Annotated in this window: 23 protein-coding genes; 2 read left to right on the forward strand and 21 right to left on the reverse strand. The window is 72.5% G+C overall.

Going from position 1 to position 22,877, the window contains the following annotated elements; genetic code table 11:
- From ACE3N6_RS02845 to ACE3N6_RS02920, 16 genes are all read right to left on the reverse strand, one after another.
- On the reverse strand, window positions 1-468 hold a 468-nt coding region (locus ACE3N6_RS02845), incomplete at its 3' end, for a hypothetical protein (protein WP_374243657.1).
- Window positions 469-526: 58 nt separating this feature from the next.
- A complete protein-coding gene (locus ACE3N6_RS02850; RefSeq protein ID WP_374243658.1) occupies window positions 527-2,827 on the reverse strand; it encodes a putative baseplate assembly protein in 2,301 nt (766 codons plus the stop codon).
- Between the two features lie 205 nt (window positions 2,828-3,032).
- Window positions 3,033-3,422 (reverse strand): GPW/gp25 family protein, encoded by a 390-nt coding sequence (locus ACE3N6_RS02855; protein ID WP_374243659.1) that lies wholly within the window; start codon window positions 3,420-3,422, stop codon window positions 3,033-3,035.
- Window positions 3,419-5,944, reverse strand: coding sequence for a hypothetical protein (locus ACE3N6_RS02860; RefSeq protein ID WP_374243660.1), 2,526 nt, complete (start codon window positions 5,942-5,944; stop codon window positions 3,419-3,421). Before ACE3N6_RS02860 ends, ACE3N6_RS02855 begins: the two co-directional genes overlap by 4 nt.
- Window positions 5,938-6,636 carry a phage baseplate assembly protein V gene (locus ACE3N6_RS02865; protein ID WP_374243661.1) on the reverse strand — a complete coding sequence of 233 codons (699 nt, stop codon included), beginning with the start codon at window positions 6,634-6,636 and terminating at the stop codon, window positions 5,938-5,940. Before ACE3N6_RS02865 ends, ACE3N6_RS02860 begins: the two co-directional genes overlap by 7 nt.
- Window positions 6,633-7,712: a phage late control D family protein gene (locus tag ACE3N6_RS02870; RefSeq protein ID WP_374243662.1), complete on the reverse strand. Its 1,080-nt coding sequence runs from the start codon at window positions 7,710-7,712 to the stop codon at window positions 6,633-6,635. Before ACE3N6_RS02870 ends, ACE3N6_RS02865 begins: the two co-directional genes overlap by 4 nt.
- The gene (locus ACE3N6_RS02875; protein WP_374243663.1) at window positions 7,709-7,906 is read right to left on the reverse strand and encodes a hypothetical protein; all 198 of its coding nucleotides are present in this window, start codon (window positions 7,904-7,906) and stop codon (window positions 7,709-7,711) included. Before ACE3N6_RS02875 ends, ACE3N6_RS02870 begins: the two co-directional genes overlap by 4 nt.
- 2 nt (window positions 7,907-7,908) lie before the next feature.
- Entirely contained in the window at window positions 7,909-9,168 is a 1,260-nt protein-coding gene (locus ACE3N6_RS02880) for a hypothetical protein (RefSeq protein WP_374243664.1), read from the reverse strand.
- 148 nt (window positions 9,169-9,316) lie between these two features.
- The gene (locus ACE3N6_RS02885) at window positions 9,317-9,799 is read right to left on the reverse strand and encodes a phage tail protein (protein ID WP_374243665.1); all 483 of its coding nucleotides are present in this window, start codon (window positions 9,797-9,799) and stop codon (window positions 9,317-9,319) included.
- Window positions 9,799-11,880 (reverse strand): phage tail sheath family protein, encoded by a 2,082-nt coding sequence (locus ACE3N6_RS02890; RefSeq protein WP_374243666.1) that lies wholly within the window; start codon window positions 11,878-11,880, stop codon window positions 9,799-9,801. The genes ACE3N6_RS02885 and ACE3N6_RS02890 overlap by 1 nt, the downstream gene beginning before the upstream one ends.
- A 38-nt stretch (window positions 11,881-11,918) precedes the next feature.
- Entirely contained in the window at window positions 11,919-12,374 is a 456-nt protein-coding gene (locus ACE3N6_RS02895) for a phage tail protein (RefSeq protein ID WP_284187166.1), read from the reverse strand.
- Window positions 12,375-12,408: 34 nt separating this feature from the next.
- Window positions 12,409-14,250, reverse strand: coding sequence for a phage tail sheath family protein (locus ACE3N6_RS02900; RefSeq protein ID WP_374243667.1), 1,842 nt, complete (start codon window positions 14,248-14,250; stop codon window positions 12,409-12,411).
- Between the two features lie 18 nt (window positions 14,251-14,268).
- Window positions 14,269-15,123 carry a hypothetical protein gene (locus ACE3N6_RS02905; RefSeq protein WP_374243668.1) on the reverse strand — a complete coding sequence of 285 codons (855 nt, stop codon included), beginning with the start codon at window positions 15,121-15,123 and terminating at the stop codon, window positions 14,269-14,271.
- Window positions 15,123-15,689, reverse strand: coding sequence for a DUF4255 domain-containing protein (locus ACE3N6_RS02910; RefSeq protein ID WP_374243669.1), 567 nt, complete (start codon window positions 15,687-15,689; stop codon window positions 15,123-15,125). The genes ACE3N6_RS02905 and ACE3N6_RS02910 overlap by 1 nt, the downstream gene beginning before the upstream one ends.
- Window positions 15,690-16,021: 332 nt before the next feature.
- A complete protein-coding gene (locus tag ACE3N6_RS02915) occupies window positions 16,022-16,369 on the reverse strand; it encodes a hypothetical protein (protein ID WP_374243670.1) in 348 nt (115 codons plus the stop codon).
- Between the two features lie 75 nt (window positions 16,370-16,444).
- Window positions 16,445-17,290, reverse strand: a complete 846-nt coding sequence (locus ACE3N6_RS02920; protein ID WP_374243671.1) for a pirin family protein — start codon at window positions 17,288-17,290, stop codon at window positions 16,445-16,447.
- Between the two features lie 113 nt (window positions 17,291-17,403).
- Here ACE3N6_RS02920 and ACE3N6_RS02925 point away from each other — a divergent pair, with 113 nt between their 5' ends.
- Window positions 17,404-18,309: a LysR family transcriptional regulator gene (locus tag ACE3N6_RS02925; RefSeq protein ID WP_374243672.1), complete on the forward strand. Its 906-nt coding sequence runs from the start codon at window positions 17,404-17,406 to the stop codon at window positions 18,307-18,309.
- 2 nt (window positions 18,310-18,311) lie between these two features.
- Here ACE3N6_RS02925 and ACE3N6_RS02930 read toward each other — a convergent pair whose 3' ends face one another.
- The 4 genes from ACE3N6_RS02930 to ACE3N6_RS02945 all read right to left on the reverse strand — a co-directional run bounded on the left by ACE3N6_RS02930 (window position 18,312) and on the right by ACE3N6_RS02945 (window position 22,039).
- Window positions 18,312-19,352: an amino acid ABC transporter permease gene (locus ACE3N6_RS02930; protein ID WP_374243673.1), complete on the reverse strand. Its 1,041-nt coding sequence runs from the start codon at window positions 19,350-19,352 to the stop codon at window positions 18,312-18,314.
- Entirely contained in the window at window positions 19,352-20,314 is a 963-nt protein-coding gene (locus tag ACE3N6_RS02935; protein WP_374243674.1) for an ABC transporter permease subunit, read from the reverse strand. The genes ACE3N6_RS02930 and ACE3N6_RS02935 overlap by 1 nt, the downstream gene beginning before the upstream one ends.
- A gap of 18 nt (window positions 20,315-20,332) precedes the next feature.
- Window positions 20,333-21,358 (reverse strand): amino acid ABC transporter substrate-binding protein, encoded by a 1,026-nt coding sequence (locus ACE3N6_RS02940; RefSeq protein ID WP_374243675.1) that lies wholly within the window; start codon window positions 21,356-21,358, stop codon window positions 20,333-20,335.
- A gap of 81 nt (window positions 21,359-21,439) precedes the next feature.
- A complete protein-coding gene (locus ACE3N6_RS02945) occupies window positions 21,440-22,039 on the reverse strand; it encodes a rhodanese-like domain-containing protein (RefSeq protein ID WP_374243676.1) in 600 nt (199 codons plus the stop codon).
- Window positions 22,040-22,085: 46 nt separating this feature from the next.
- On the opposite strand from ACE3N6_RS02945, the gene ACE3N6_RS02950 reads away from it, so the two are divergent.
- Entirely contained in the window at window positions 22,086-22,388 is a 303-nt protein-coding gene (locus ACE3N6_RS02950; RefSeq protein ID WP_374243677.1) for a c-type cytochrome, read from the forward strand.
- Window positions 22,389-22,412: 24 nt separating this feature from the next.
- On the opposite strand, the gene ACE3N6_RS02955 is transcribed toward ACE3N6_RS02950, so the two are convergent.
- Window positions 22,413-22,877, reverse strand: coding sequence for a thioredoxin fold domain-containing protein (locus tag ACE3N6_RS02955; RefSeq protein WP_374243678.1), 465 nt, complete (start codon window positions 22,875-22,877; stop codon window positions 22,413-22,415).

Below are 22,877 nucleotides of genomic sequence, written 5' to 3' on the forward strand. Positions count from 1 at the left end.
TACGTGGAATTCGGGGGTGAGCAGGAGCAGGCGGCGCCCGGCCCGGTCGAGCAGCCAGCAGCGCCCGAGGGGGTCGAGGGCGATGGCGTCGGGCGAGGCGGGGGCCGGCGGGGGGGCGAGCGGGGCGAAATCCAGCCCCGGGGCGGGCGCGGGGGCCGGGGCCGGGCGGGGCGCGGGCAGGGGCAGCCAGCCGGCGGGGGTGAGGATGGCGAGGGGGCGGCCGGGCTGGGCGAGCACCACGTGGCCGTCGGTGCATTGATCGGGCGGGCAGGGCAGCACCGCCGCGCTGCCCAGGCTGGCCTGCCAGGCGGCGTAGTCGGCCGGGGTGGGGGGCGGGGGGGCGTCGGTGCCGGTGCCTTTGGGGGCGAGCACCACCGCGGCGGGCGCGCCTTCGATGCGCGTGCCGGCGTGGTCGCAGCGTTCCCACATGGGGCGGCCGGTGAGGTGGGCGAAGCGCGGGCCGGTCATGGCAGCGTCTCCGGGGCCGGGCACCGGGCGACGGGGGGCGCGGTGCGGCGGGGGTTCATCAGCATTCCTCCTTGCCCACCGGCACCGGCATGCTGCTTACCGGCGTGGGGAGGGCTTCGGTGTCGAGCGGGGGCAGGGCTTCGGCAGTGGCGTCGGCGCCGATGGCGACCTTGACCTCCAGCAGCACCGGCAGCTGCCAGGGCAGCAGGGCGACGGCCTCGTCGACCGCGGTGCGCACGCCGGTGCGGCTGATCTCCTCGCCCACCACGAACACTTTGTTCACCAGCTTCACGCCCTGCACCCGCAGGGTGGCGGCTTCGATGTCGCGGTCGCGCACGGGGCGGCCGAAGGGCCAGCCCTTGCCATCCGGCCCGTAGGGCGGCAGCGGGGCGAGGTGCTGGCGCAGGGCAAGCTCGATGTGGCGGCGCAGGGTTTCCTCGGCGGCGCCGGCATCGGGTTCGACGGCCACCGAGCAGGACAGGCGCACGTATTGCGGCGGGGTGACGTAAAGCTCGGTGGTCACGAGGCGACGGGGTTCGAGCCAGGCGCAGACGCGGCGCAGCATCTCTTTGTCTGGCGTGGGCTGGTCGGGCTGCATCGGGTCGTAGGCGGGCAGCACGATCAGGGTGACCACGCCGGGCACGCCATCGACCCGCTCGTGGGGCTTGTGGCGGGGCAGCACCTGGGCGCGGCCCACCTGCACGGCGGGGGTTTCGAGGGCCAGGGCGGCGAAGTCGTCGGTGGCCACGGCGCGGTCGTTGTGGCGCAGGACTTCGGGGATGCGGGCGCTGGCTTCGGGCAGGGTTTCGGCGTCGGCGCCGAACTCTGCGGGCAGCGGGTTGGTGGCCTTCAGGGCCAGCGCGGCCGGCGGTGCGGCGCGGAACACCCGGTTGATGCGCTCGGCGCCCACGTTGCCGCGCACGCCGCCGCCGTACTTGTAGGTGAGGCAGCGGATGGCCTCGCCGGGCAGGGGGATGCGGCCGTGGATGCCGTCGCCGAAGGCGATGCTGCCGTCGGTCGGGTCCAGCGTGTAGAAGGGGTCGTCCGGGCCGGCGAGGGCGAGGTCGTCTACCGCCTGCCAGTTTTCCCAGCCCAGGGGGCCGGATACCTGCACCTGCTGGCTGCCCGGGATGACCGGGGTGCGCGACAGGGTGTGGCGCTGGCCGGTGCGCCCGTCGCCGTAGCCCAGCAGCTCGGCGGCGGCGGTGACGGCTTGCTCGACCCGCACCACGTTGGCGTCGATCCAGCGCAGGCGGATGGGTGGGTGGGTGGCGTCGGCGCGGCTGACGCGGATCCAGCCGAGCACTCGCTGGGCGAGCTTGTCGTTGTCGATGCGCGGGGGGAGTTCGCCGATGCCCAGCAGGTCGGGGTCGGGCGTGGCGAAGCTGGCGGCCGTCCAGTTGCCGAAGGGTTCGGCGCTGGCGCCGGCGTCGGGCAGACGCAGGCGGATCGTGCCGCGGCGGCCGAGGTTGTCGGTGGTGTCGGCCACCACGGCGAGGCGCTGGTAGCGCACCCGGTCCACCTGCGCGGAGGCGCCGGTGAAGCCGCCGGTGGAGATCTCCCAGCGCAGGGGCCAGCGTTCGGGGTCGGTGCCGGCGTCGGGGCAGCGGTGGTGATCGGTGCTGCCGCACAGGGCGTCGTCGGTGTGGGCGCCCAGGTTGAGCACTTGCCCGGAGAGGCCGCGGCGCAGGGCGGTGCGGGCGGCGGCGGCATCGTTGCCGGCGGCCTTGAGGGCGTCGGCCCAGGTGGCTTCGGGGGCGGCGAGGCACAGCCAGATGCGCCCGTCGAGACTGGCGCCGGACGAGAGGGGCGCCGGCAGGCGGCCGCCCTGGGGGGCATCGAGGGGGAAGGCCCGGTACTGGGCGAGTTCGGGGGTGCTGCCGAGGTGATCGGCGAGCAGGGTGCTGACGTTCTCGATGCCGCCGGCGAGCACGGGGCCGGAATAGGGCTGCTTGATCCAGGCGCTGAGTTCGAGCGGGAGCACGGTGATCTCGTCGAGGGCCTGGAAGTGGATGTCGCCGGCGGTGAATTCGAGGGTGGGGCTGCCGATGGTGAAATCCACCGGCACCGGCGCCACGCTCCGGCGGGCGTCGAGCCTCACCATGGCCTGGGCGGCGCGGGCGGGCTTGGGCGGGATCGCCAGCAGGTTGAGGAAGGCCAGCCGGGCGGCTTCGGGCACCCGGTTGAGGCGGTAGAGCACGTTGTCGCCGAGGGCGGCGAAGAGCTCGATGAGCGCGATGCCGGGATCGGCGGCGTTGTGGTCGGTCCATTCCGGCGCGTGGGTGGGGATGCGGCGGATGAGTTCGGCGCGCAGGTCGTCGAAGGCGCGGTCGTCGAGGCGGGGAGGAAGGATGGCCATGTCAGCACCGCCCTGCAGTGGAGAGGCGGCGAGGTTCGCCGCGGAGAGCACAGAGGCCGTCGATGTGGGGCTGTTTCATGTCAGTTCTCCATTGAGCGGTGCACCACCCATGGCGCATGAAACGGGCCACAGGCCGGCCGCGCTCGGCCGCTCCGGAGCGGCCGGCCCTCCTCGCCGCTGGTGCTTCGGGGGGCGTTGTTTCATCTCAGCGACCCCCGTTCAGATAGAAGGGAAAGACGAGGTTCTGCACGCCGGGCTCGTCGAGGATCTGGTAGCGGATGGCGATGGAGAGCACGGTGGGTTCCCGCGGGTCGGTGTTGACGGCGACCGATTCGACGCGGATGCGGGCTTCGTCGCGGGCCAGGGCGTCGGTGACGGCGGCGCGGATCTGGGTGCGCAGTTCGAGGCTGTTGGGCGCGAAGAGGAAACGCCGCAGCCCGACGCCGAAGTTGGGGCGGGCGATGCGCTCGCCGGGTTCGGTGAGGAGGATGCTGCGGATGGATTGCTCCACCGCGCCGGCACCGGAGATCCAGCCGAAGCCGTCGCCGGTGACGAGCGGAAAGCGAAGGCCGGTGCCGAGCTTGGCTGTGCTCATGGTCCCCTCTTGGGAAATGGCAGGCAGAACTTGAGGAAGAGCATCCAGCTGAACGAGGGTAGCGCGATGAGGACGGTGAAGATGATCTTGAAGAGGATCAGCGCGCAGATCGTCAGGATGGGGATGCCGAAGTTGCAGATCATGCCGATGCCGAAATCGCGCCGGGTGTCGGCCATGTCTTCGCCGGTGACGACCCCGGAGCCAGGCGGCGAGGCCATGCCGGCGAAGGGCTTGGCCCGGGCCCGGGCGATGCGCGGGATGTCGCGCAGCAGCTTGGGGATGTCGGGCATCTGGATGCTGGCCGGGCGGGCGCCGAGGAGGTCGGTGGGGTCGGCGATGGAGAAGGGTTCGGTGCGCTGCGTCCAGACGATGCGCTCGGGTTCGCAGGGGGTGCGGCCGGCGACGCGCACCCAGGCCCAGGCGGCGTAGAGGTGTTCGGCGTCGAAGCGCAGGCGCGGCTGGGCGTCGTCGGTACGGGCTTCGGGCAGGGCGGCGCGTTCGGGGTCGGCGATGTAGCGGGCGCCTGCGGCGTTGCGGAAGGCGGTGAAGGCGGTGCTGTCGAGGCGGATGCCGGGCAGCACCAGCAGGCCGCACAGAGGTTGCTCGGTGAAGCTGAGGCGGGCGGCGTCGATGTCGAGGCCGGCGTCGCAGGTGTGCAGGGCGCTGTCCAGCTGGCCTTCGATGCTGGCGGCGCGGGCCTTGAGCTGGTCGATGGCGGCGTTGCCGGCGGTGGCGAGGCCGTCGTCGAAGCGGGCGTAGATTCTGGCGATGGCCTGGCCGTCGTCGTGTACGTCAAGAACCCACTGGGCCGGCAGGGCGACCTGCGGCCACGGCGGAATGGCAGTGATGTCGCTCCGGGCGGCTTCCATCGCCAGCACGGCTTCGATCGTCTCGGCCAGTGCCGGCAGGCCCAGTTCGCGCTTGCCGTCGGCGGCGAAGGCTTTGAGTTCGGCGGGCTTGCGGTCGCCGTAAAGGGCCTGGTTGATGCTGGCGGCGATGGTGAGCCGGCAGCCGCGCAGGCGCAGCAGGGCCATTGCCACCACCAGGGCGAGGTGGCCGGGGTTGATGAGGCTGGCGCCGCCCAGGGCCGGCGGGGGCAGGGCGGCGCCGGCGAGCCAGGCGTCCATCAGCTGGTGCAGGCGCAGGCGCAGCAGGGTGTCCCAGGCGCCAGCGGGGGCGCTGGCGGCGAGCCACTGGGCGGTCTGGTTGCCGGGCACGGGGCTGAAATCGGGCAGGTTGTCGAAGAGGCCGGGCTCGCTGGCGGCGGTGGCGGCGTGGCTGTCGGCCCACAGGGTGTCGGCGCTGCGCAAGGTGCCGGCGATGTCGTCGTCGTCGGTGGTGGGGTCGGTGGCGAACCGCCACAGCCGGGCGAGGGCCTGGCGCAGGGCGAGGTCGATGCTGCGACCGAGCACGTTGCCCACTTGTCCGAGCCCGGGGGGGGCGCTGGCGGCCAGCCCGGCGGCGAAGGTTTCGGCGCTGGCCGCGGCGGCGGTGCCGGGGCGCGCGGGCAGCACGGTGGCGTCGAGCAGGGAGCGCAGATGGGGGCGGGCGGCGTCGCGCAGGTCGGCGGCGTGCTGGAACAGGGTGTCGAGGCGGCTGCGGCTTTGCTGGGCGAGGGCGGCGGCGATCTCGGCGACGGTGCTGCCGGTGAGCGGCTGGAGGGGGATTTCCCGGGCGGCGCTGAACACCGGCAGGTAGCCGTAGAGGGTGCAGTGGTCTGCGGCGTGGCCGGCGTCGGGCGGCAGCAGCACGAGGGGCTGGCTGGCCAGGGCGATGGGCGGCAGCGGGGTGGCGGCGGTGAGCCCGAAGAGGGTGCGCAGGCGGGCTTCGAGGCCGGCCGGCGGGGTGAGGGCGGCCGGGTCGACGGGTGTGCCGGTGTGCAGGCTTGCGGGGAGCAGCGGCAGCCAGGCGCCGTGCTTTTCATCGACGGTGACCCAGTCTTCCCAGCGCTCCTGGGTGGGGTCGGGCACGAGGCGGCGGATGACCGCGCCGCTGCCCTTCACCCGGCTGCGGGCCACCCGGGGCAGGCCGGCGGCGCCGCAGATCAGGTCGAAGCCGATGAGGTTGAAGCGCTCGTGGGTGGGCAGGTAGAGCTTGCGTAGCCAGGGCGGGGTGGTGGTCTTCTCGCCGCTGACGAGGCCGTGGGGGATGCCGTCGTCGTCCATCGCGGGGCCGCTGGCGGGGTCGATGTCGGCAGCGCCGGGCGGGCGGCGCACGAGGTCGGTGGGGGCGGTGGTCGGGTAGCGGGGCGCGCCGGCGGCGTCCACCAGCCCGGCGGGCGGCTCGGCCCAGTCGCGCCAGGGCAGGAGCCGGGGCGGGGCGAGGCGCTTGCCGGCGGCGACGGCGAGGAAGTCGTCCATGAAGGCATCGCTCTCGAAGGAGAGGATGCGCGGGCGGGCGGCGACGGGCTGCGCGTCGGACGGTCGCAGGAAGAAGGGATCGGCGGCAAACAGGTGCTCCCGCGAGGGGGGGCGGTTGGCCGGGACGAGGAGCCGCCGCGCGGCGGGGGCCTTGGCTACCATATGTTCCCCGCGCCGGGCGTGTAGCTGGCCGACACCACGCTGTTGGTGATGACGGTGTCGGCCTTCACCACGCCGGAGAAGCTGGACATGGCGGCGTTGACGGTGACCATCGCGGCGGTGACGTCGAGGCCGGCGGGGGCGTTGACCTTGACCTTGACGTTGGCGGTGATCTCGATGTTGCCGGCGGCGTCGATCTTGACGGTGGCGCCGTTGCTGTGGGCGAGGGTGACGGTGCCGCCGGCAGCATCGTCCAGCGTGAAGGTGTGGCCGCCCTTGGTCTTGAGTTCGACTTTTTCGGCGCCTGCGGTGTCGTCGAAGGTGAGCGTGTGGCCGCTGCGGGAGGTGATGGAGCGCAGGTTGTTGGCGCTGTCCATCGTCTCGGGCGGGGCGTCCACGCCGTTCCAGAGGGCGCCGATCACCACCGGGCGTCGGGGGTCGCCGGCGGTGAAGGCAACCAGCACTTCGTCGTCCACCTCGGGGATGAACCAGGTGCCCCGGTCGCCGCCGGCCATCATCGTGGCGAGGCGGGCCCAGGCCAGCGCGCTGCCGCCGTCGCTCTCTTCGACGAAGGGCAGCCTGATCTGTACCCGGCCCTGGTTGTCCGGGTCTTGAACGTCGGTGACGAGGGCCGGGTAGACGCCGTAGAGGCGCGGGCGGTCGCCGGCCGGGGGGGCGCTTGCGCCGGGGATCATGAGGCGTCTCCCAGGTTGGGCCGCTGGGCTTCGAACTCGGTGCGGTAGCCGTCCTGCTGGTCGAAGCGGTGGGTGACGGCGGTGACCAGGTAGGTGCCGGCGAACCACGGGCCGAGATCGACCAGCTCGACCTTCGAGCCGACGTGCAGCTGCGGCGTGCCGCGGGTGACGCCGACCCCGCGCACGAAGCGGCGGGCCCGGCGGCGCAGGGCAGCTTCGGCCGCGGCGCGGGCTTCGGCAGCCGTGGCGGGGGCTTCGAGGTGCAGGTCGTCGGAGGCGTCGGGGAAGACCCGCCCGACGACCTCGGGGCCCAGGCGGCCGGGGCCGGCTTCGGGGCGGATGGCGTCGGCGTCGGCGCTTTCGTGGATGGCCGCCTTGGCCGCCACGTCGTAGCCATGCACGCGCACTTCGCCGCGCTGGTGGGCGAGGTCGGCGAGCACGGTGAAGCGGATCAGCTCGTTCTCGCGGGTGAGGCGGATGGGCGGGTCGGTGAGGGCGGAGGCTTCGCTGATGTGCGCGGTGCCGTCGCGAAGACTGATGAGGGCGTCGCCGCTGCGGTTGCGCAGGGCGGTGAGTTCGTCTTCGTTCACTTGCAGGAGCGCCACGTGGCTGGCGCCGCTGCGGCCGGCGTCGGGGCTCAGGCCGGCGTCGGTGAGGATGCGCGCGGCGATGTCGCCGTCGCTCTGGTTTTCGGAGAGGCGGGTGCGGCGGTGGTAGCGCAGGGCGGCGAGGTCGTCTTCGGCGAGCAGGCTGAATTCGGGCGGGCGCAGCTCGGGGAAGGCGGCGCCCATGCCGGTGATGAGGCCGTCGAAGACGGTTTGTGCCTGCCCGCCGGTGGTGAATGAAATGGCGAGGCGCTTGCCGAAATCGAGATCGGCGGTGTGGAAGTGCACGTAATCCACCGGCTGGCCGGTTTCGCGGCTGCCCCAGTTGAGGAACACGGCTTCGAGGGAGGCTACGCCGGCGGCGTCGGCCCGGGCTTCGAGGCGGATCAGGTCGGCTTCGAGGCGGTCGGCGCGTCGGCCATCGACGGTGATCTGCGGCCGGCCGCTGGCGAGGAGGGGGGCGTCGCTCACGGGCAGTCTCCGCGGTGGCGCAGCTGGCGTTCGAGTTCTTCGGCCACCAGGGCGCGGACGAGGGCGCGCAGATCTTCGATGCGCACTTCGAAGGCGGTGTCGTCGGCCGGCGCGCTGCCGCCGCTGCCCCGTTCGGCGCTGTCGCCGGGCAGGGTTTCGATGGTGGTGGAGAGTTCGCCGATGGTGACGGGCATGGTCAGCAATCCGAGCAGCGCTGGCAGCCACAGCCGCCGCAGGTGCAGGTGGAGTTGGCGGCGCCGCTGGCGGACGCGGCGGGGGCGGGGAGGGTCTCCCAGCGGGGGCGGCGTTCGCCGGCGGCCAGCTCGACGGGGGCGCCGCCGGTGGCGAACAGCGGGCTGCCGGCGGGCGGGCTGCGGCGCAGGGCCAGCGGCGGGCTGCCGCGCACGGGCAGCGGGGCGTTTGGGCTTGAGTTGCTGGCGCCGGAGGCCGATCCGCCGCCGGTGGGCTTGGGCAGGGGGGGCACGGCGCCCGCGGCGCGCTGGTCGCTCACCACGGCGGCGAGCCCGGCGGCCTTGCTGCCGGGGGCCGGGCCGTCGGGCGCCCACGGGTTGGGGGTGACGCCGGCGGCGGCGAGGCCGGGCGAGGGTTTGGGGATGGCGAGGCCGCTCTTGCCCAGGTCGCCGGTGGCGCCGAGGGCGGCGGGGCCGAAGACGTCGATGGCGGTGGAGGCGTCGAGCGTGATGCCGGCGCCTACCGACAGGCCGATGTCGGCCGAGGCGCCCAGGCTGGCCGACAGCCCGACCTGGGCGGAGAGGCTCACGTCCAGATTCACGTCGAGGCTGGCCGACAGCGCGAAGCCGGCGGAGAGATCGAAGCCCAGCCCGCCGTTGGCACCGCCGCCCAGCAGGCTGCCGGCGCCGGCCGCGGCGGCCTGGCTGCGGGCGCCGCTGCTCGCCTGCTCCACGGCCTGGCGACGCTGGGCGGCGTCGCTGGCGTTCACTTCGTAGCGGAACTCCTGCTCGGTGAGGGTGAGCTGAACCTTGGAGCGCAGGGGCACGCCGCTGGGGGTGAAGTAGTCGAAGACCTCCTGGTGGGACGAGATGACGCCGTTGAAGAGCAGCGTGCCCCAGCGGAACTGGACCCGCCGGGGGGCCTGCTCGCGCCCGCTGCCGTAGGTTTGCACCAGATCGGCGATGGGCTTGGTGCGCACGCGCACGTCGAGCATCTCTTCGCCGCCGCCCCCCTCGTTGGTGTCGTCGTCGCGGGGGCGGGTGGAGTCGAAGTAGCACTCGAAGGACAGGGTGGCCTTGGACGAGCCGACGTTCTGCACCTGCTGGCGGCCGCGGCGGCCGCGGTCGCGCTGCTCGCCGGCGGAGACTTTGAGGGTGAGGGTCTCGGGGTTGAAGTCGAGGGGGATGGCGCGGTTCTCTTCGACGTTGCGACCGCCGGCGTCGAAGGGGACGAGCTTGGCACGGCGGAACTGGGCGGTGCTCATGGTACGGCCCTCCTGTCGCAGGCGGACGGTGGGCCGGCTTTGCACGGCCGGCCCGTTTCGCCGGCACGGCGCAGGGCGTCGTGACTCCCCGGCTCAACCCTCCCCAAGGGAGGAGTCGCGCGTCCTTCGGGCGGCTGGGCGGATGCGCTCATGACTGCTCCCGGCTCAGGCCTTCGTGGACGATGTGGAGTTCTTCGAGGGCCACTTCGCGGGCGGTGGCGGCATTCAGGTCAACACACTTGACCTTTGTGACGATGCCGTTCTCGAAACGCCACACGCCGGCGCCGGCGGCGGTGCTGTCGGCCTGCATCACCCGGATCGTGCCGGAGACGTAGGGCAGCGGAAAGGTGCCGTCGATGCAGCGCTGGACCCAGGCCCAGAAGGCGGGGTCGAGGGACAGGCCGCGCTTGAGCACCAGCGGCGGGTTGGTGGTCTTGCCGACGAGCTGGCGAGTGCCGCGGTTGTAGCCGCCTTCGCGGAAGGTGACCGGCTCGAGGGTGATCTCGAGGCCCTGGACTTCGGAGAAGGCGCCCTTGCGCCCGCCCAGCGCCAGGCCTTCGTCGCCGCCGAGGCCGGAGAGCTCGATCTGCACGGCGAAGTTGAAGTGGGTGAGCATGGCTTGGGCCGGCATCAGATCACCTCGATGCGGGGGGCGTCGGCGCCGCTGCGCACGAGGCGGAAGACGATGAATTCGGCCGGCACGGCGGGGGCGACGCCGACCTGCATGATCGCCCGGCCGGCGTCGAGATCGCCCTGGGTGTGGGTGCTGGCGTCGCAGCGGATGAAGTAGCTGTCGGTGTCGGTGCGGCCGGCCAGGGCGCCGGCGTTGAAGAGGGCCTTGAGGCGCCGGCGGGCGGTGCCGGCCATGGCGGACCACAGCACGGCGTCGTTCGGCTCGAAGGGCGCCCAGGCCAGATCGGCGGCGAGCTGGGCCTTGAGCCAGTCGATGAGGCGGCGCACCGGGATGTGGGTCCAGTCCCGGTCGGTGGCGGTGGTGCGGGCGCCCAGGAGCATCAGCCCGCGCTCGGTGCGGCGGATCTCGTCGATGCGCTCTTCGAACAGGAAGCCGGGGTCGGGCAGGCCGGCGTCGTCGGCCCGGGCGAAGGCGCCCTGCACCTTGCGGTTGGCGGGCGCGCCCCACACGCCGGTGTCGTTCTCGACTTGCGCGGCGATGCCGCAGGCGGCGCCAGCGGGCGGCACGGTGGCGGCGGTGCCGTCGGCGTCGACCCGCAGCCACGGGGTGTACAGCGCGGCGCGGGGGCTGGCGAGGGCGTGGCGCCATTGCACGATGTCGCCGGCGCGCAGGCCGGGGGGCAGGTCGAGCAGGGCGAGGCGGGCATCCAGCGCTTCGCAGTGCCGGATGAGGGCGAGCTGGCAGGCCTGCAGCTCGTCGGCGTCGAAGCCGAGCAGCGGGTAGTGCAGGGCGCTGGCGGTGGTGTCGGCCTTGCCGCGGCTGCACTGGGCGCCGAAGCACAACTCGTCGGGCAGGGCCGGCGGCAGGCTGAGGGCTTCGGGCGGGGTGGGGTGGAGCAGATCGGGCAGGGCGACCAGCGCGACGGGCTCGAAGGGGTGGGCCTGATCCCACACCGCGAGGGCGTCGAGGGCCGGCGGGCGGGCGTTGAAGGCCACGAAGCGGTGGTCGGAATCCTCGACGAGGTCGTCCAGCGCCATGGCGGTGCTCTCGAAGAAATGCTGGCGCCCGGTGCTGGCGGTGGCGTCGCGGCCATGGCGGGAGGCGGGCATCTCGGCGGCCGTGAGCAGGATGCCGGTGGGGGCGGCCAACAGGGCCTTGGTGGGCAACAGCCAGGCGTCGGCGAGCAGCGCGCTGGGGCGCAGGTAGTCGGAGCCCCAGGGCTCGTCGGCGTTGCCCCACAGGCGGTCGGGCTCGGCGGACGGGGCGTCGGGGTCGGGGGTGTCGGTGCGGGGCGGCAGCAGGGCTTCGCTGGCGGCGCGGCGGCCCAGCAGGCGGGGCAGGAAGCGCGGGTGGCTGGGGTGGAGGGCGGCGTCGTCCCAGGTTTCGACGCGCCTGCCGTCGAGGTATACGTCGAGCCGCAGGCTGAGTTCGACGGCGGCGGTGAGCAGCTCGGCGTCGAGGAAGGGCGCGGTGGGCGTGGGCACCAGAATGGGCTGGCGGGTGGCGTCGAGGGCGACCCGGAAGCAGCGGCTGCGCGGTGCGGCGCCAGGGCTGGTGGGGCGGCCGGTGAGGCGCAGGGTGGCGCCCACGGCGGGGCGGTCGGGCGGGATGCGAATGGCGTGGGTGACGGGATCGAAGCCCAGCGCCACCGGGCGCTGGATGAGCTGGGCGCGCACCTGCAGCCGGTTGCCCCAGCTACCCGGGTTGCGGGCGGCAAGGCGTGCCTGCCGCCGGGAACTGCCGCGCACGGCCTTGACGCCGGGGAGCAGCAGGCGCGCGGTGCGGACGTTGACGTGATCCACGCAGCGCACCGCCACGCAGCGCCGGCCGCCGTTGGCGAAGAACAGGCGCACCGCCAGGGGTAGCTGCAGGCCGGGCAGGGCGCGACCGAAGATCGCTTCGAACTGGCGGGCGTCGTCGATGACGACCGGCGTGTTCACCGGCCCCCGTTCGGCGAGCCCGATCAGGGCGGCGACATCCAGGCGCACCCTCGAGCGGGTGGCCACGGCGGGCCGTTCCTCGTAGATGCCGGGCGGCAGCCCGGGACGCCACAGGCTGCCCAGCAGCGCGACGGTCATGGAGTGGACCTCAGTTCAGCGCGTGTCGGATGGGCGGCTTATTCGAACTCCAGGTCTTCGCAGACCAGGGTGAGTTCTTCCATCGCCACGTCGGAGGCGCCCTTGGCGGCCAGCGTGGGGCCGGTCCATTTGGACGGGCGGGCGTTGATGAGCTTCCACTGGGCGACGGTGCTGCCCCGGTCTTCGCTCATCAGCTCGATGACGACGGTGGCGCGGGCGTCCATGTTGCCGCGGCGAACCTGATTGACCCAGTTCCACAGGTCGAGCGAGGCGATCATGCCGCGCTTGAGGGTGACGTCGCCGGCCTTGTACATCAGCGGCACCTTGCGGGGCCGGTTGAAGGCGTCGGTGCCCTCGCGGTAGTCGGCGTGGGTGATCTCGGTGGACAGCCCCGAGACATCGGAGAAGCCGCCGCGAAATTCGCCGCCGCTCGCGGGGTTGATGGTGACCTTGAAGTTGAACGGGCCGTAGGGGTCTTCACGCAGGGTGGCCATTGCCGGTCTCCTTTGAAACGTCGGTTATCGGTGCTCAGACGATGGATGCGTCGGCGGTCCATTGGCCGATGCGGAAGATCACGAACTCGGCCGGCTTGGTGGGCGCGACGCCGATCAGGCAGACGAGGCGGCCGTTGTCGAGATCCGACTGGCTCATGGTGCTGCGGTCGCAGCGCACGAAGTAGGCGTCTTCGGGGCGCGAGCCGAGCAGGGCGCCGGTGCGCCACACGTCGTACAGGAAGCCTTCGATGGTGAGCCGGATCTTGAGCCACAGCTCTTCGTTGTTGGGCTCGAACACCGCCCATTGGGTGGCGCGGTCGATGGAGTGTTCGAGGTAGATGAACAGCCGGCGCACGTTGATGTAGGTCCACTCGGGGTCGGAGCTGATGGTGCGGGCGCCCCACACGCGGTAGCCGCGGCCTTCGAAGAAGCGCAGGCAGTTGATGCCTTCGGGGTTGAGCACGTCCTGCTCGCCCTTGTTCACATTGCGCGAGAAGCGCAGCACGCCGCGGACGGTTTCGTTGGCCGGGGCCTTGTGCACGCCGCGCTCGATGTCGCTGCGGGCGTAGATGCCGGCCATCGCGCCTTCGGGCGAGTAAAGCACGGTTTCGCGGGCGCTGCCGGGGGTGCTGGCGACGAGCCAGGGGTAGTACATGGCGGCGTATTTGGAGTCGTGCTGGCCGCGCACCTGGCGGATGGTGGCCTGGTCGGCGTCCCGCGGGCCGGCGAGGATGGCGAAGCGGTAGCGCAGGTTTTCGCAGTGGCTGACGAGCGCGTCGCGCACGGCTTGGTCGATGGGCGAGGCGAGGGCGGCGGAGCCCGGCGCGGCGACGATGGCGATGTCTTCGATCTCGGCCAGCGCGGCGAGGCCGGTGGCGTCGTGGCCGCTGCCGCCCCCGGTGAAGGCGGCGGCGTCCGGGGCGATGCCGTCGCTGCCGCCGGAGAGGGTGAGCGGCGAGGCGGCGACGAGGCCGGTGAGCAGGTCGCGGGCGAAGGTGGTGCGCTGGGCGGCGACGCTGGGCAGGTCGACCATCGCGTCGAAGTAGATGCGCTGGCTGCGGTCGGCGGGCGGCTCGACGCCGGCGTCCGGATCTTCGTGGCGCAGCACGCGGCCGACGAACTGGTCGGAATCCGGGTGGGGCGACAGGCGCTGGATCTGCTCGCTGCGGCTGCCGGTGGAGCCGTCGAGGTTGGGGCCGACGGCGATGTCGAGGGTGATCTTTTGCACCGCGGCGAGGGCGGCGCCGTTGAGATCGAGCGTGCCGCCGGCGTTGGTGAGGAGCGGGCTGCCCGCGGCGTCGAAGCTGACGCTGTAGAGGTTGGCGCCGGTGACGGCGTTGGGGCCGGCGGCGGTGACGGTGCTCTCCTTGAGGGCGCCGGCCTCGACCACGTCGCCCAGGCGCAGGCCCATCACCCGGCGGCTGCCGGCGGCGCCGGTGAGCAGGTTGCCGCTGCGGGTGGCGGCGATCTTGACCACCACGTTGCCCGCCCGGCCGGGGAAGCGGGCGCGCAGGAAGCGGTCGGTGCCAAGCACCGAGATCGCGCTGCTGGCCGAGCGGCTGGCGGCCACCGAGCCGCCGCCGGTGGGCACGAAGATGCGCGACACGTACACCCGCTTGCCGCCGTTCTCGAAGAACAGCCTCACCGCGTGGGCGAGCTGGTTGGTGGTGGGCACGCCGCCCAGCAGCAGATCGTCGCCGTCGCCAAAGTGGCGCTGGAACTCCTCGAAGCCGGTGACGAGGGTGGGCAGGCCGGCGGTGGGGCCGAAGCGGGCCTGGCCGACGAAGCCGGCGGTGGAGGTCGCCACGCCCTCGATGGACTTGGCGCGGAAGCTGGTTTCTTCGACGTAAACTCCCGGGGCGAGGTATTCAGGCATTTCGAGCCTCCATCTTGGCTAGGGTGACAACTCGATATCCAGCCGGATCTTGGTGCCGACCGAAACCGAAGCGGGCGGATTCTGGTCGCCGACCTGCGGGTGCAGGGCGCCGCCAGCGTCGCGCAGTTGAAAGTTTCGCGGCAGGAACAGCGCATTCTGCGCGGCCGCGGTGAGTCCAAAAACGTTGGCCGGCTGACCGGCGAGAAAGCCTTTGGTGGCGAGCGCGGTGGCCAGCGCGGGGCGCGGGGCGAGCACCGTGAGCAGGCGGTCGAAGGCGCGCAGCGGGGGGGTGACGCTGCGGTCGATGACCTCGAAGGGCAGCACCAGCAGGTAGCTGCCGTCGGGGCCGCTGAGGGCGGTGATGCTGTCGGCGGCGCCGCTGCGCACGGTGGCGAGGCGGAGCAGCGCGCCGGGCACCGGGCGGCCGGCGTCCTTGAGCACGCCCCACAGGGCGCTGGTGCCGGGGGGCAGGGGCAGGGTGGGCGCCGGGCGCAGGGCGAGCTGGGGGTAGGCCGGGGTGGGCGCGGCGGGGGGCGTCTCGCCGGCTTCGAGGGCGGCCTTGAGATCGGCCCGGTCGGGCACCGTGGCGACGATGGCCTGGGGCTGGTAGCGGCCGGTGGGGTCGTCGATCTCGATGCGGGCTTCGCCCGGCGGGAGGTTCAGGAAGCCGTAGAGGCCGGTGGTCTCGTGCCAGAGGGGGCGCTCGGGGTGGCCGGCGACGCGTACCCGCAGGCCCGGGATGGGGGTGAGGCCGGGGTCGGCGTTGTCGGTGAGGTAGCGCAGCGCCTTCACGGCCAGCACGCCGACGGCGGCGATCCGATCGGGCGAGTGGCGGGCGGCCCAGGCGAGGGGCGTGTCGGCGGCGGCGAGCATCAGGGCACCTGGGGCGTGAAGACCAGGGTGCGCGAATCGGCGATGGCCGGGTCGGGCCGCTCGCGGGCGGCGAGCCGGGCGGTGCGCACGACGTAGGGCACCGAGAGCTGGTAGGGGGGCTCGAGGCTGTCCCACAGGCGCAGCATGTCTTCGGTGCTGAGGTGGTTGATGGCAACCCGCAGGCTGTCTTCGGGCTCCCAGGGGTAGGTGTGGTCGAGGAGCGGGCCGCTGACCAGCGCGTGGCGGTCGAGGATGTCCATGCAGCGGGCCAGCATCACCTGTTCGCCTTCGGCGTTGCGCTGCCCCCACACGGTGAGGAGGTAGTGCAGCTCGAGCCCCAGGGCCTGGCGGCGGGGGGCGTTGGGGGCGAGGCGGGGGAGATCGATGTTGCGCCGGGATTCATCCACCTCGACGCGGTAGAGGAACAGGGCGACCTTGTTGGTGATGGTGCCGGTGAAGTTGCGGGTGGAGAAGAGCTGGACGTCGTAGCCATCCAGCCCGCCGGTGGCGACCAGCTGGTCTTCGATCAGGCGTCGAAGGGTGGCACTTGTTCCAGCTATAAACATTTCATCGCCTTCCCGGGTGGGGTGCTTGATGCAAGTTTGTGGGCGTGGTGACGTTACCGATACGTCTGCTTCCGTCTATGCAATCTACACCAATCCGATGAAACGTAAACCCTCTGGGGCGGGATGAAACAGCTTGGCAACATGTCGACGCCCCGCGGCAGGAGGAGACTGCCGCGAAGGGCGCCGGGCATGGGGAAACCCGCCGCGGGCATGCGGGGACGATGAGCGGAAAACGCTACCCGGCAGGGCGCTGCCAGTGCAGTGAAGCACATGCAAATTGGCAAATCAAGGCGCGGCCGGGCGGGCCGACGAACGGCGGGGCGGGGGGCGGATCAGCCGGGCTGGCGGAGCTTCTTTTCGGCCCACAGGGCGCGGGCGAAGGCTTTCCAGGCGTCGCCGCCGTGGCTCTCGAAGCCGGCGGTGGCGGCGCTTTCCTGCATGGTGCGCAGCATCAGCCCGGCCAGGCCGAACAGCTCGATCTTGGCCAGCCGGGCGTAATCGGGGTGTTGCTCGTCGAAGGATTTCTCCCGTTCGTCGGCGCCGGCGAAATCCAGCGCTTCACGGGCCAAGGCGCGGACGTGTTCCTCGTCGTGCCAGTCGATGCCCAGGGCGACGCCCTTGCGTTCGATCTCGAGTTCGATGTCGTGGGTGTCCTGGGCGTAGTTTTCAAATCCGGCCATGGGGGCTCCTTGGTGAAATATGGGGTGGGACACGGCGCGGGGGCGCCGCGTTCCGGGATTGTGCAATCCGATGTTTCAGGCGAGGGTGCCGTTGCGGTAGTCGGCGAGGGCTTGCTCGATCTCTTCGCGGGTGTTCATCACGAAGGGGCCGTACTGCACTACCGGCTCGCCCAGGGGGCGGGCGGCGAGGAGCAGGAAGCCGGCGCCTTCGGGCCCGGCGGCGACCGCGATGCGCTCGCCCGCCGACAGCACGCCGGCCTGACGCGCGGCGAGGGGCCGGGCGTCGTCGCCCACCAGCAGGCTGCCGGCGTAGGGGTAGAGGAAGGCGGTGTGGCCGTCGTCGACCGTCTGCGCGAAGCCCTGGCCGGCGGCGAGACGCACGTCGAGGAACAGGGGGGCGGTGGAGAGGCCCTGGATCGGCCCGGGCACCGGGGCGGCGCCGGCGCCGTCGAGGGTGCCGGCGATCACCTTGACGCTGCCGCCGGGGATCGCCACCTCGGGGATCGCTTCGGGCTGGATGTCGCGGTAGGCGGCGGGCTTCATCTTTTCGGCGGCGGGCAGGTTGATCCAGAACTGGAAGCCGTGGAGGCGGCCGCTGTCCTGGAGGGGCATCTCGGAGTGGACGATGCCGCGCCCGGCGGACATCCACTGGGCGCCGCCGCCGCGCAGGTGGCCGGTGTGGCCCAGGTGGTCGCGGTGCTCGAAGGCGCCGGCGAGCATGTAGGTGACGGTCTCGAAGCCCCGGTGGGGGTGGGGCGGGAAGCCGGCGATGTAGTCGTCGGGGTTGTCGGAGGCGAACTCGTCGAGCATTAGGAAGGGGTCGAGGCGCTGGCTGTGGCCGAGGCTGCGGCGCAGCTTGACGCCGGCGCCGTCGGACACCGGGACGGAGGGGACGATGGTCTGCAGGCGGCGGGTGCTCATGGTGGGGCTCCTGGTGGGGTGGGCGCGTGCCCGTGGCGATGAGTGTATTAAACGATTTGACGCGAAGATAAAAAAGGAGAAGATTTGGTTTAAATCTATCGGATGATTCGATCATGACCCTTGCCCCCGCCCCTTACCTGAGCCTTGACCAGTGGCGCGCCCTCATCGCGGTGGTGGATGCGGGGGGCTACGCCCAGGCGGCCGAGGCGCTCCACAAGAGCCAGTCGTCGATCAGCTACGCGGTGCACAAGATCGAGTCGGTGCTGGGGGTGAGGGCTTTCGAGATCCACGGGCGCAAGGCGGTGCTCACCCCCACCGGCCACATGTTGTACCGCCGGGCGCTGGCGCTGGTGGCCGAGGCGGGGGATCTGGAGCAGGCGGCGCGCAAGCTGTCGGCGGGCTGGGAGGCGGAGATCGGGCTGGCGGTGGAGGTGTTGTTTCCGCCGGATCTGCTGATCGAGGCGCTGGGGCGCTTCGGGGCGGAGGCGCCGCGGACGCGGGTGGAGGTGATCGAGTCGGTGCTGGGCGGCACGGCCGAGGCCTTGCTGGGCGGTCAGGCCGATCTGGCGGTGACGCCGCAGATCCCGCCGGGCTTCCTGGGCACGCCGTTGATCGACGTGCCGCTGCTGGCGGTGGCGGCGCCGGATCATCCGCTCCACCGGGCTGGGCGCGAGCTGGGCGAGCAGGACTTGCGGCCGTGGCGGCATCTGCCGGTGCGGGCCACCGGCTCGGTGCGGGATCGTCGCACCACCACCGTCGAAGTGGAGCAGCGCTGGACTTTCGGCAGCATGGCCATGTCGGTGGCGGCGGCCTGCGCCGGGCACGGGTTTGCGTGGTATCCCGAGGCGCACATCTTCCGGGAGCTGGCGGAGGGCCGGCTCAAGCCGCTGCCCCTGGGCGGGGCCGAGCTGCGGCGGGTGCCGCTGTATCTGGTGATCGCCGACCCGGATTGCGCCGGGCCCGGCGTGCGCTGTCTGGCGGAGATGCTGCAGGCGGCGGTGGCGGGGGTGTCGGGCTGAACTCAGGCGCGGGCGGGCAGGGCGGCGCTGATCCGCGCCAGCAGGGCGCAGCCCAGCCAGTAGATGGCGGCCAGGAAGAGCCAGGCTTCAAGGTAGAACGGCCGCCATTCGCCATCCCCGGCGAGGGCGAGGCCCAGCGAGCCGGTGAGTTCGTAGAGGCTGACCACGGTGACCAGGGACGTATCCTTGAACAGGGCGATGGCGCTGTTGGCGAGCGACGGCGCGGTGGCCCGCAGCACTTGCGGCAGCACGACCCAGCGCTCGGTCTGCCACGGCGACAGGCCCAGCGCGGCGGCGGCGTCCCGCTGGCCGGGGCGGATCGCCTGCAGCCCGCCGCGGACGATCTCCGACAGGTAGGCCGCGGCGAACAGCACGATGGCGATGAGCACCCGCCACAGCATGTCGAGGGCCACGCCGTCCGGGAAGAACAGGGGCAGCAGGAAGGAGGCCACAAACAGCGCGGCGACGAGGGGAATCCCCCGCGCCAGCTCGACGTAGGCGGTAAGCAGGGCGCGCAGCGCCGGCAGGCGGGCGCGTCGGCCGTAGGCCACGGCGATGCCCAGGGGGAGCGCGCCGGTCATGCCGCCGGCGGTGAGGAGCAGGGTGAGGGGCAGGCCGCCCCAGAGTTCGGTGGGCACCGGGGCGAGGCCGGCGACGCCGCCGCCCAGGATGGGTACTGCCAGCACGGGCGGCAGCGCCAGGGCGGGCAGCGCCGCGCGCCCGCCGATGCGGCCGAAGGCCACGGCGAGCCAGCCGGCGAGGATCAGCCCGGCGGCGGCGACGGGCCGCCAGCTTTCGTCGCCCGGGTAGCGGCCGAGCAGGATGAAGCGGGCCTTCTCCGCCACCACGCCCCAGCAGGCGCCCGCGTGGTCGAGGGCGGTGCAGGCGGCGGCGTCCGGGGCGAACTGGGCGTTGAGCACCGCCCAGCGGACGAGCGGCGGCAGCCCGACGACGGCGACCGCCGCCAGCAGCAGGGTGAGCGCGGTGCCGAGGCGGTCGCCGAACAGCCGGCGGCGCAGCGCGGCGGGATCGGGCAGCCCCATCACGCCACGCCGCCCCGCAGGCTGCGCCGTTCGAGCCGGTGGCTGAGGGCCGCGCCGGCCAGCGACAGGAGCAGGTACACCGCGATCACGATGGCGAGGCATTCGATGGCGCGGCCGGTCTGGTTGAGGCTGGTGCCGGCCACCGAGACCAGATCGGGGTAGCCGATGGCCACCGCCAGCGAGGCGTTCTTGGAGAGGTTGAGGAGCTGGCTGGTGACCGGCGGCAGCGCGGCGCGCCAGGCCTGGGGCAGCAGCACGAGGCGGAAGGCCTGCCGGGGCGTCATGCCCATCGCCAGAGCGGCGAGGCGCTGGCCGGGGGGCAGGGCCTCGACCGCCGCGCGCAGGATCTCGGCGATGTAGGCGGCGGTGTAGGCGGTGAGCCCCACCAGCATCGCCAGGTATTCGGGCGTGAGGCGGGCGCCGCCTTCGATGCCGAAGCCGGCGGGCTCCGGGATCTCGAAGCCGCCCTCGCCCCACCAGGGCAGGGCCAGCCCGGACTTGCTGAGGAACACGCCGGGGGCGAGGCGCAGGGCGGCGTCGGAGGCGGGCAGCAGGTCGGTGAGGATGAAGTACCAGCCGAGCAGCTGGAGCAGCAGGGGCACGTTGCGGAAGGCGGCCACGAAGGCGCCGGCGAGGCCGCGCAGCGGCGGGTGATCGGCCAGCCGCCCGAAGCCCACCAGCACGCCCAGCCCCAGGGCCAGCGCCGCGCCGGGGAGGGCCAGACGCAGGGTGTTGGCGAGGCCGGCGACGAAGGCGCGCAGGGTGGAGTCGCCGGCGTCCAGCGGAATCGCGCTCTCGCCCAGGGTGAAGCCGGCGGGTTCGAGCAGGAAGTCGAAGCCGCTGCGGATGCCGCGCTGGGCGAGACGGTCGGCAGCGGTGCTGGCCAGCAGCGCGAGCAGGCCGGCGACGGCGAGGACGATCAGCGCCTGGGCGGCGATGCGGGCACCGGGGGTGTTGCGCATGGGGTGGCGGTGCCCGGGTCAGCGCAGGGGCAGGCCGTACATCAGCCCGCCTTTGGTCCACTGGGCGTTGAGGCCGCGGGGCAGCTTGAGGGGCGAGCCGGCGCCCAGGTTGCGCTCGAAGAGTTCGCCATAGTTGCCGCCGGCCTTGACGGCCCGGGCGGCCCATTCCCGGTCGAGGCCGAGGCTCTTGCCCAGGTCTTCGCCCACCCCCAGGAAGCGCTGGATGGCCGGGTCGGGCGAGGCCTTGAGGGCGTCCACCTTTGCCTGGGCGATGCCCAGCTCTTCGGCTTCAATCAGCGCATTGACCACCCACTTGACGATGGCGAACCACTCGTCGTCGCCGCGGCGCACGGCCGGGCCGAGGGGCTCCTTGGAGATGATCTCGGGCAGCACCAGGTAGTCGTCGGGGTTGGGGGCCTCCTTGGTGCGGATGAAGGCGAGCGCCGAGGCGTCGGTGGTGTAGGCCTGGCAGCGGCCGCTGAAGAAGGCCTTGATGGAGGGCTCGAACTTGTCGAACACGACCGGCTTGACCTTGATGCCCTGGGCGCGGAACCAGTCGGCAAGGTTGCGTTCGGTGGTGGTGCCGGACTGCACGCAGATCTCGGCGTTCTTCAGTTGCCTTGCGCTGGCGACCCTGGATTTCTTCGCCACCAGGAAGCCCTGGCCGTCGTAGTAGGTGACGGCGGCGAAGTGCAGGCCCAGGCCGGCGTCGCGGGTCAGGCTCCAGGTGGTGTTGCGGGAGAGGAGGTCCACCTCGCCCGACTGGAGGGCGGTGAAACGCTGCTGGGCGGTGAGGGGCACCCAGCGCACCTTGGCGGGGTCGCCCAGCACGGCGGCGGCGATGGCGCGGCACACGTCCACGTCCAGCCCGCGCCACTGGCCCTGGCTGTCGGCGGCGGAGAAGCCGATCACGCCGGTGCTCACGCCGCAGGCGAGCTGGCCGCGGGCCTTGATGGCGTCGAGGGTCTTGCCGGCGTGGGCCGGTGTGGCGAGGCTGACGAGGAGCGCGGCGGCGGCCGCGGCGAGGGGGTGGAGTGCGAACATGGCGGGAGACGCGGAAGGGCCGGAGCCCCGTAGCTTACGGGCGCGGGGGCGGCGGTGCCAAGCGGCCCGAGCCGGCGGGGATCAGCGCGGGAAGTACATCTTGGCCTGGTCGAGCTTGTACGACCAGGGCAGGTCGGCGTTCTTCCAGCCGTTCACGATGCGCTGGCCGGCCTTGGGGCCATCCTTCGCGGCGTCGCCCTCGAAGCCCTCCACCACGCTGTAGACGCGGGTGTAGCCGGCGTTGGCGAGGAGGTCGGCGGCGCGGGCGCTGCGGTCGCCGGAGCGGCAGATGAGGATCACCGGGTCGGTCTTGGCGAGGCCCTTCTCCTTGAGGCGGCGCTCGGCCTCGGCGGTGAAGTCGCTGTTGGCCATGAGCTGGTACATGTGGCGCCGCTCGTCCCAGTCGGTCATCAGCTCCTGGTGTTCGACGTAGGGCACCAGGGCGTCGGCGTCGCTGGGCATGCCCACGTACATGGCTTCGGCCCGGGTGCGCACGTCCAGGAACAGGACGCGGGCGGGGGAGCGGGCGTACATCTCGTGGGCTTCGCGGGCGGTGAGGTAGAGCTGGAGCCGGCTGCGCTTGATCTCCGGCACGCCGGCCGGGTCTACCTGGGCGAAGCCGGGCAGCGGCAGCACGATGGCAAACAGCGCGATCGTCGCGCCGGCGGCAAAATGTTTCATACTTCCTCCCTGGGTTTCATCCGATCGACCTCCGGGGAGGCAGACCATGACTGCAATGCGATTCCTGACGCTGACGGCCGGCCTTGCGGTGGCCGCGGGTGCCTGGGCCGGCAATCCGGCCGCGGGCGAAAAACTGGTGACCGACAAGAACTGTGCGGCCTGCCATCAACGCCTGATCGGCGGCGATGGCTCGAAGCTCTACCTGCGCGGCGACCGCAAGGTGAAGACCTTGCCGCAGCTGCACGCCCAGGTGAGCTTCTGCAGCACCCAGCTGAAGACCGGCTGGTTCCCCGAGGACGAGGAGGATGTGGTTGCCTGGCTCAACCACCGCTATTACCAGTTCAAGTAGCCGGCTCGGGGGGGCGCGGCGGCGTCAGTGGCCTGCCGCGGCATCGAGCCCCTGCAGCACGCGCTTCTCCAGGTAGCCGCCGTAGAGCCCCACGCTGTCGCCGCCCAGCAGGGCCTCGGCGCGGGCCTGGCCGTTCCGGTCGAGGAACAGCACCGTGGGGGCGAACTTCACGCCGTAGCGGCGGGCCACGTCGCTGTGGCGGGCCGGCCGGCCGTCGAAGTCGGTGAGGCTGCGGGGGCTGCCGATGGACACCTCGCGGATGCGCACCCGCTCGCGAAAGCGCGGGTCGTCGGGCAAGGCCGGCAGGTAGGCGTCGCGGATCGCCACGCAGTAGGGGCAGTCGGGCAGGCTGAAGAGGACGACGTAGAGCACGTCGGGCCGGGCGGCGGGTTCGTGCAGGCGGGATTCCAGCGGGCCCTTGGCGAAGGCGGGCGGGCCGGCCAGGGCGAGGCCGGCGGCGAGGATCGGGGCAAGCAGGCCGGCGCGCAT

Source organism: Zoogloea sp. (genome assembly GCF_041904905.1).
Taxonomy (GTDB): domain Bacteria; phylum Pseudomonadota; class Gammaproteobacteria; order Burkholderiales; family Rhodocyclaceae; genus Zoogloea.

Bases quoted from the DNA above. Each gene is read 5' to 3' on its own strand.
- ACE3N6_RS02905 (WP_374243668.1), bottom strand. From the start codon at position 15,123: ATGCTCGCCGCCGCCGACACGCCCCTCGCCTGGGCCGCCCGCCACTCG.
- ACE3N6_RS02950 (WP_374243677.1), top strand. From the start codon at position 22,086: ATGACTGCAATGCGATTCCTGACGCTGACGGCCGGCCTTGCGGTGGCC.
- ACE3N6_RS02955 (WP_374243678.1), bottom strand. From the start codon at position 22,877: ATGCGCGCCGGCCTGCTTGCCCCGATCCTCGCCGCCGGCCTCGCCCTG.
- ACE3N6_RS02860 (WP_374243660.1), bottom strand. From the start codon at position 5,944: ATGGTAGCCAAGGCCCCCGCCGCGCGGCGGCTCCTCGTCCCGGCCAAC.
- ACE3N6_RS02920 (WP_374243671.1), bottom strand. From the start codon at position 17,290: ATGAGCACCCGCCGCCTGCAGACCATCGTCCCCTCCGTCCCGGTGTCC.
- ACE3N6_RS02855 (WP_374243659.1), bottom strand. From the start codon at position 3,422: ATGAGCACAGCCAAGCTCGGCACCGGCCTTCGCTTTCCGCTCGTCACC.
- ACE3N6_RS02935 (WP_374243674.1), bottom strand. From the start codon at position 20,314: ATGCGCAACACCCCCGGTGCCCGCATCGCCGCCCAGGCGCTGATCGTC.
- ACE3N6_RS02850 (WP_374243658.1), bottom strand. From the start codon at position 2,827: ATGGCCATCCTTCCTCCCCGCCTCGACGACCGCGCCTTCGACGACCTG.
- ACE3N6_RS02880 (WP_374243664.1), bottom strand. From the start codon at position 9,168: ATGAGCACCGCCCAGTTCCGCCGTGCCAAGCTCGTCCCCTTCGACGCC.
- ACE3N6_RS02910 (WP_374243669.1), bottom strand. From the start codon at position 15,689: ATGTTTATAGCTGGAACAAGTGCCACCCTTCGACGCCTGATCGAAGAC.
- ACE3N6_RS02865 (WP_374243661.1), bottom strand. From the start codon at position 6,636: ATGATCCCCGGCGCAAGCGCCCCCCCGGCCGGCGACCGCCCGCGCCTC.
- ACE3N6_RS02915 (WP_374243670.1), bottom strand. From the start codon at position 16,369: ATGGCCGGATTTGAAAACTACGCCCAGGACACCCACGACATCGAACTC.
- ACE3N6_RS02895 (WP_284187166.1), bottom strand. From the start codon at position 12,374: ATGGCCACCCTGCGTGAAGACCCCTACGGCCCGTTCAACTTCAAGGTC.
- ACE3N6_RS02900 (WP_374243667.1), bottom strand. From the start codon at position 14,250: ATGCCTGAATACCTCGCCCCGGGAGTTTACGTCGAAGAAACCAGCTTC.
- ACE3N6_RS02945 (WP_374243676.1), bottom strand. From the start codon at position 22,039: ATGAAACATTTTGCCGCCGGCGCGACGATCGCGCTGTTTGCCATCGTG.
- ACE3N6_RS02940 (WP_374243675.1), bottom strand. From the start codon at position 21,358: ATGTTCGCACTCCACCCCCTCGCCGCGGCCGCCGCCGCGCTCCTCGTC.
- ACE3N6_RS02890 (WP_374243666.1), bottom strand. From the start codon at position 11,880: ATGACCGTCGCGCTGCTGGGCAGCCTGTGGCGTCCCGGGCTGCCGCCC.
- ACE3N6_RS02925 (WP_374243672.1), top strand. From the start codon at position 17,404: ATGACCCTTGCCCCCGCCCCTTACCTGAGCCTTGACCAGTGGCGCGCC.
- ACE3N6_RS02885 (WP_374243665.1), bottom strand. From the start codon at position 9,799: ATGCCGGCCCAAGCCATGCTCACCCACTTCAACTTCGCCGTGCAGATC.
- ACE3N6_RS02875 (WP_374243663.1), bottom strand. From the start codon at position 7,906: ATGCCCGTCACCATCGGCGAACTCTCCACCACCATCGAAACCCTGCCC.
- ACE3N6_RS02930 (WP_374243673.1), bottom strand. From the start codon at position 19,352: ATGGGGCTGCCCGATCCCGCCGCGCTGCGCCGCCGGCTGTTCGGCGAC.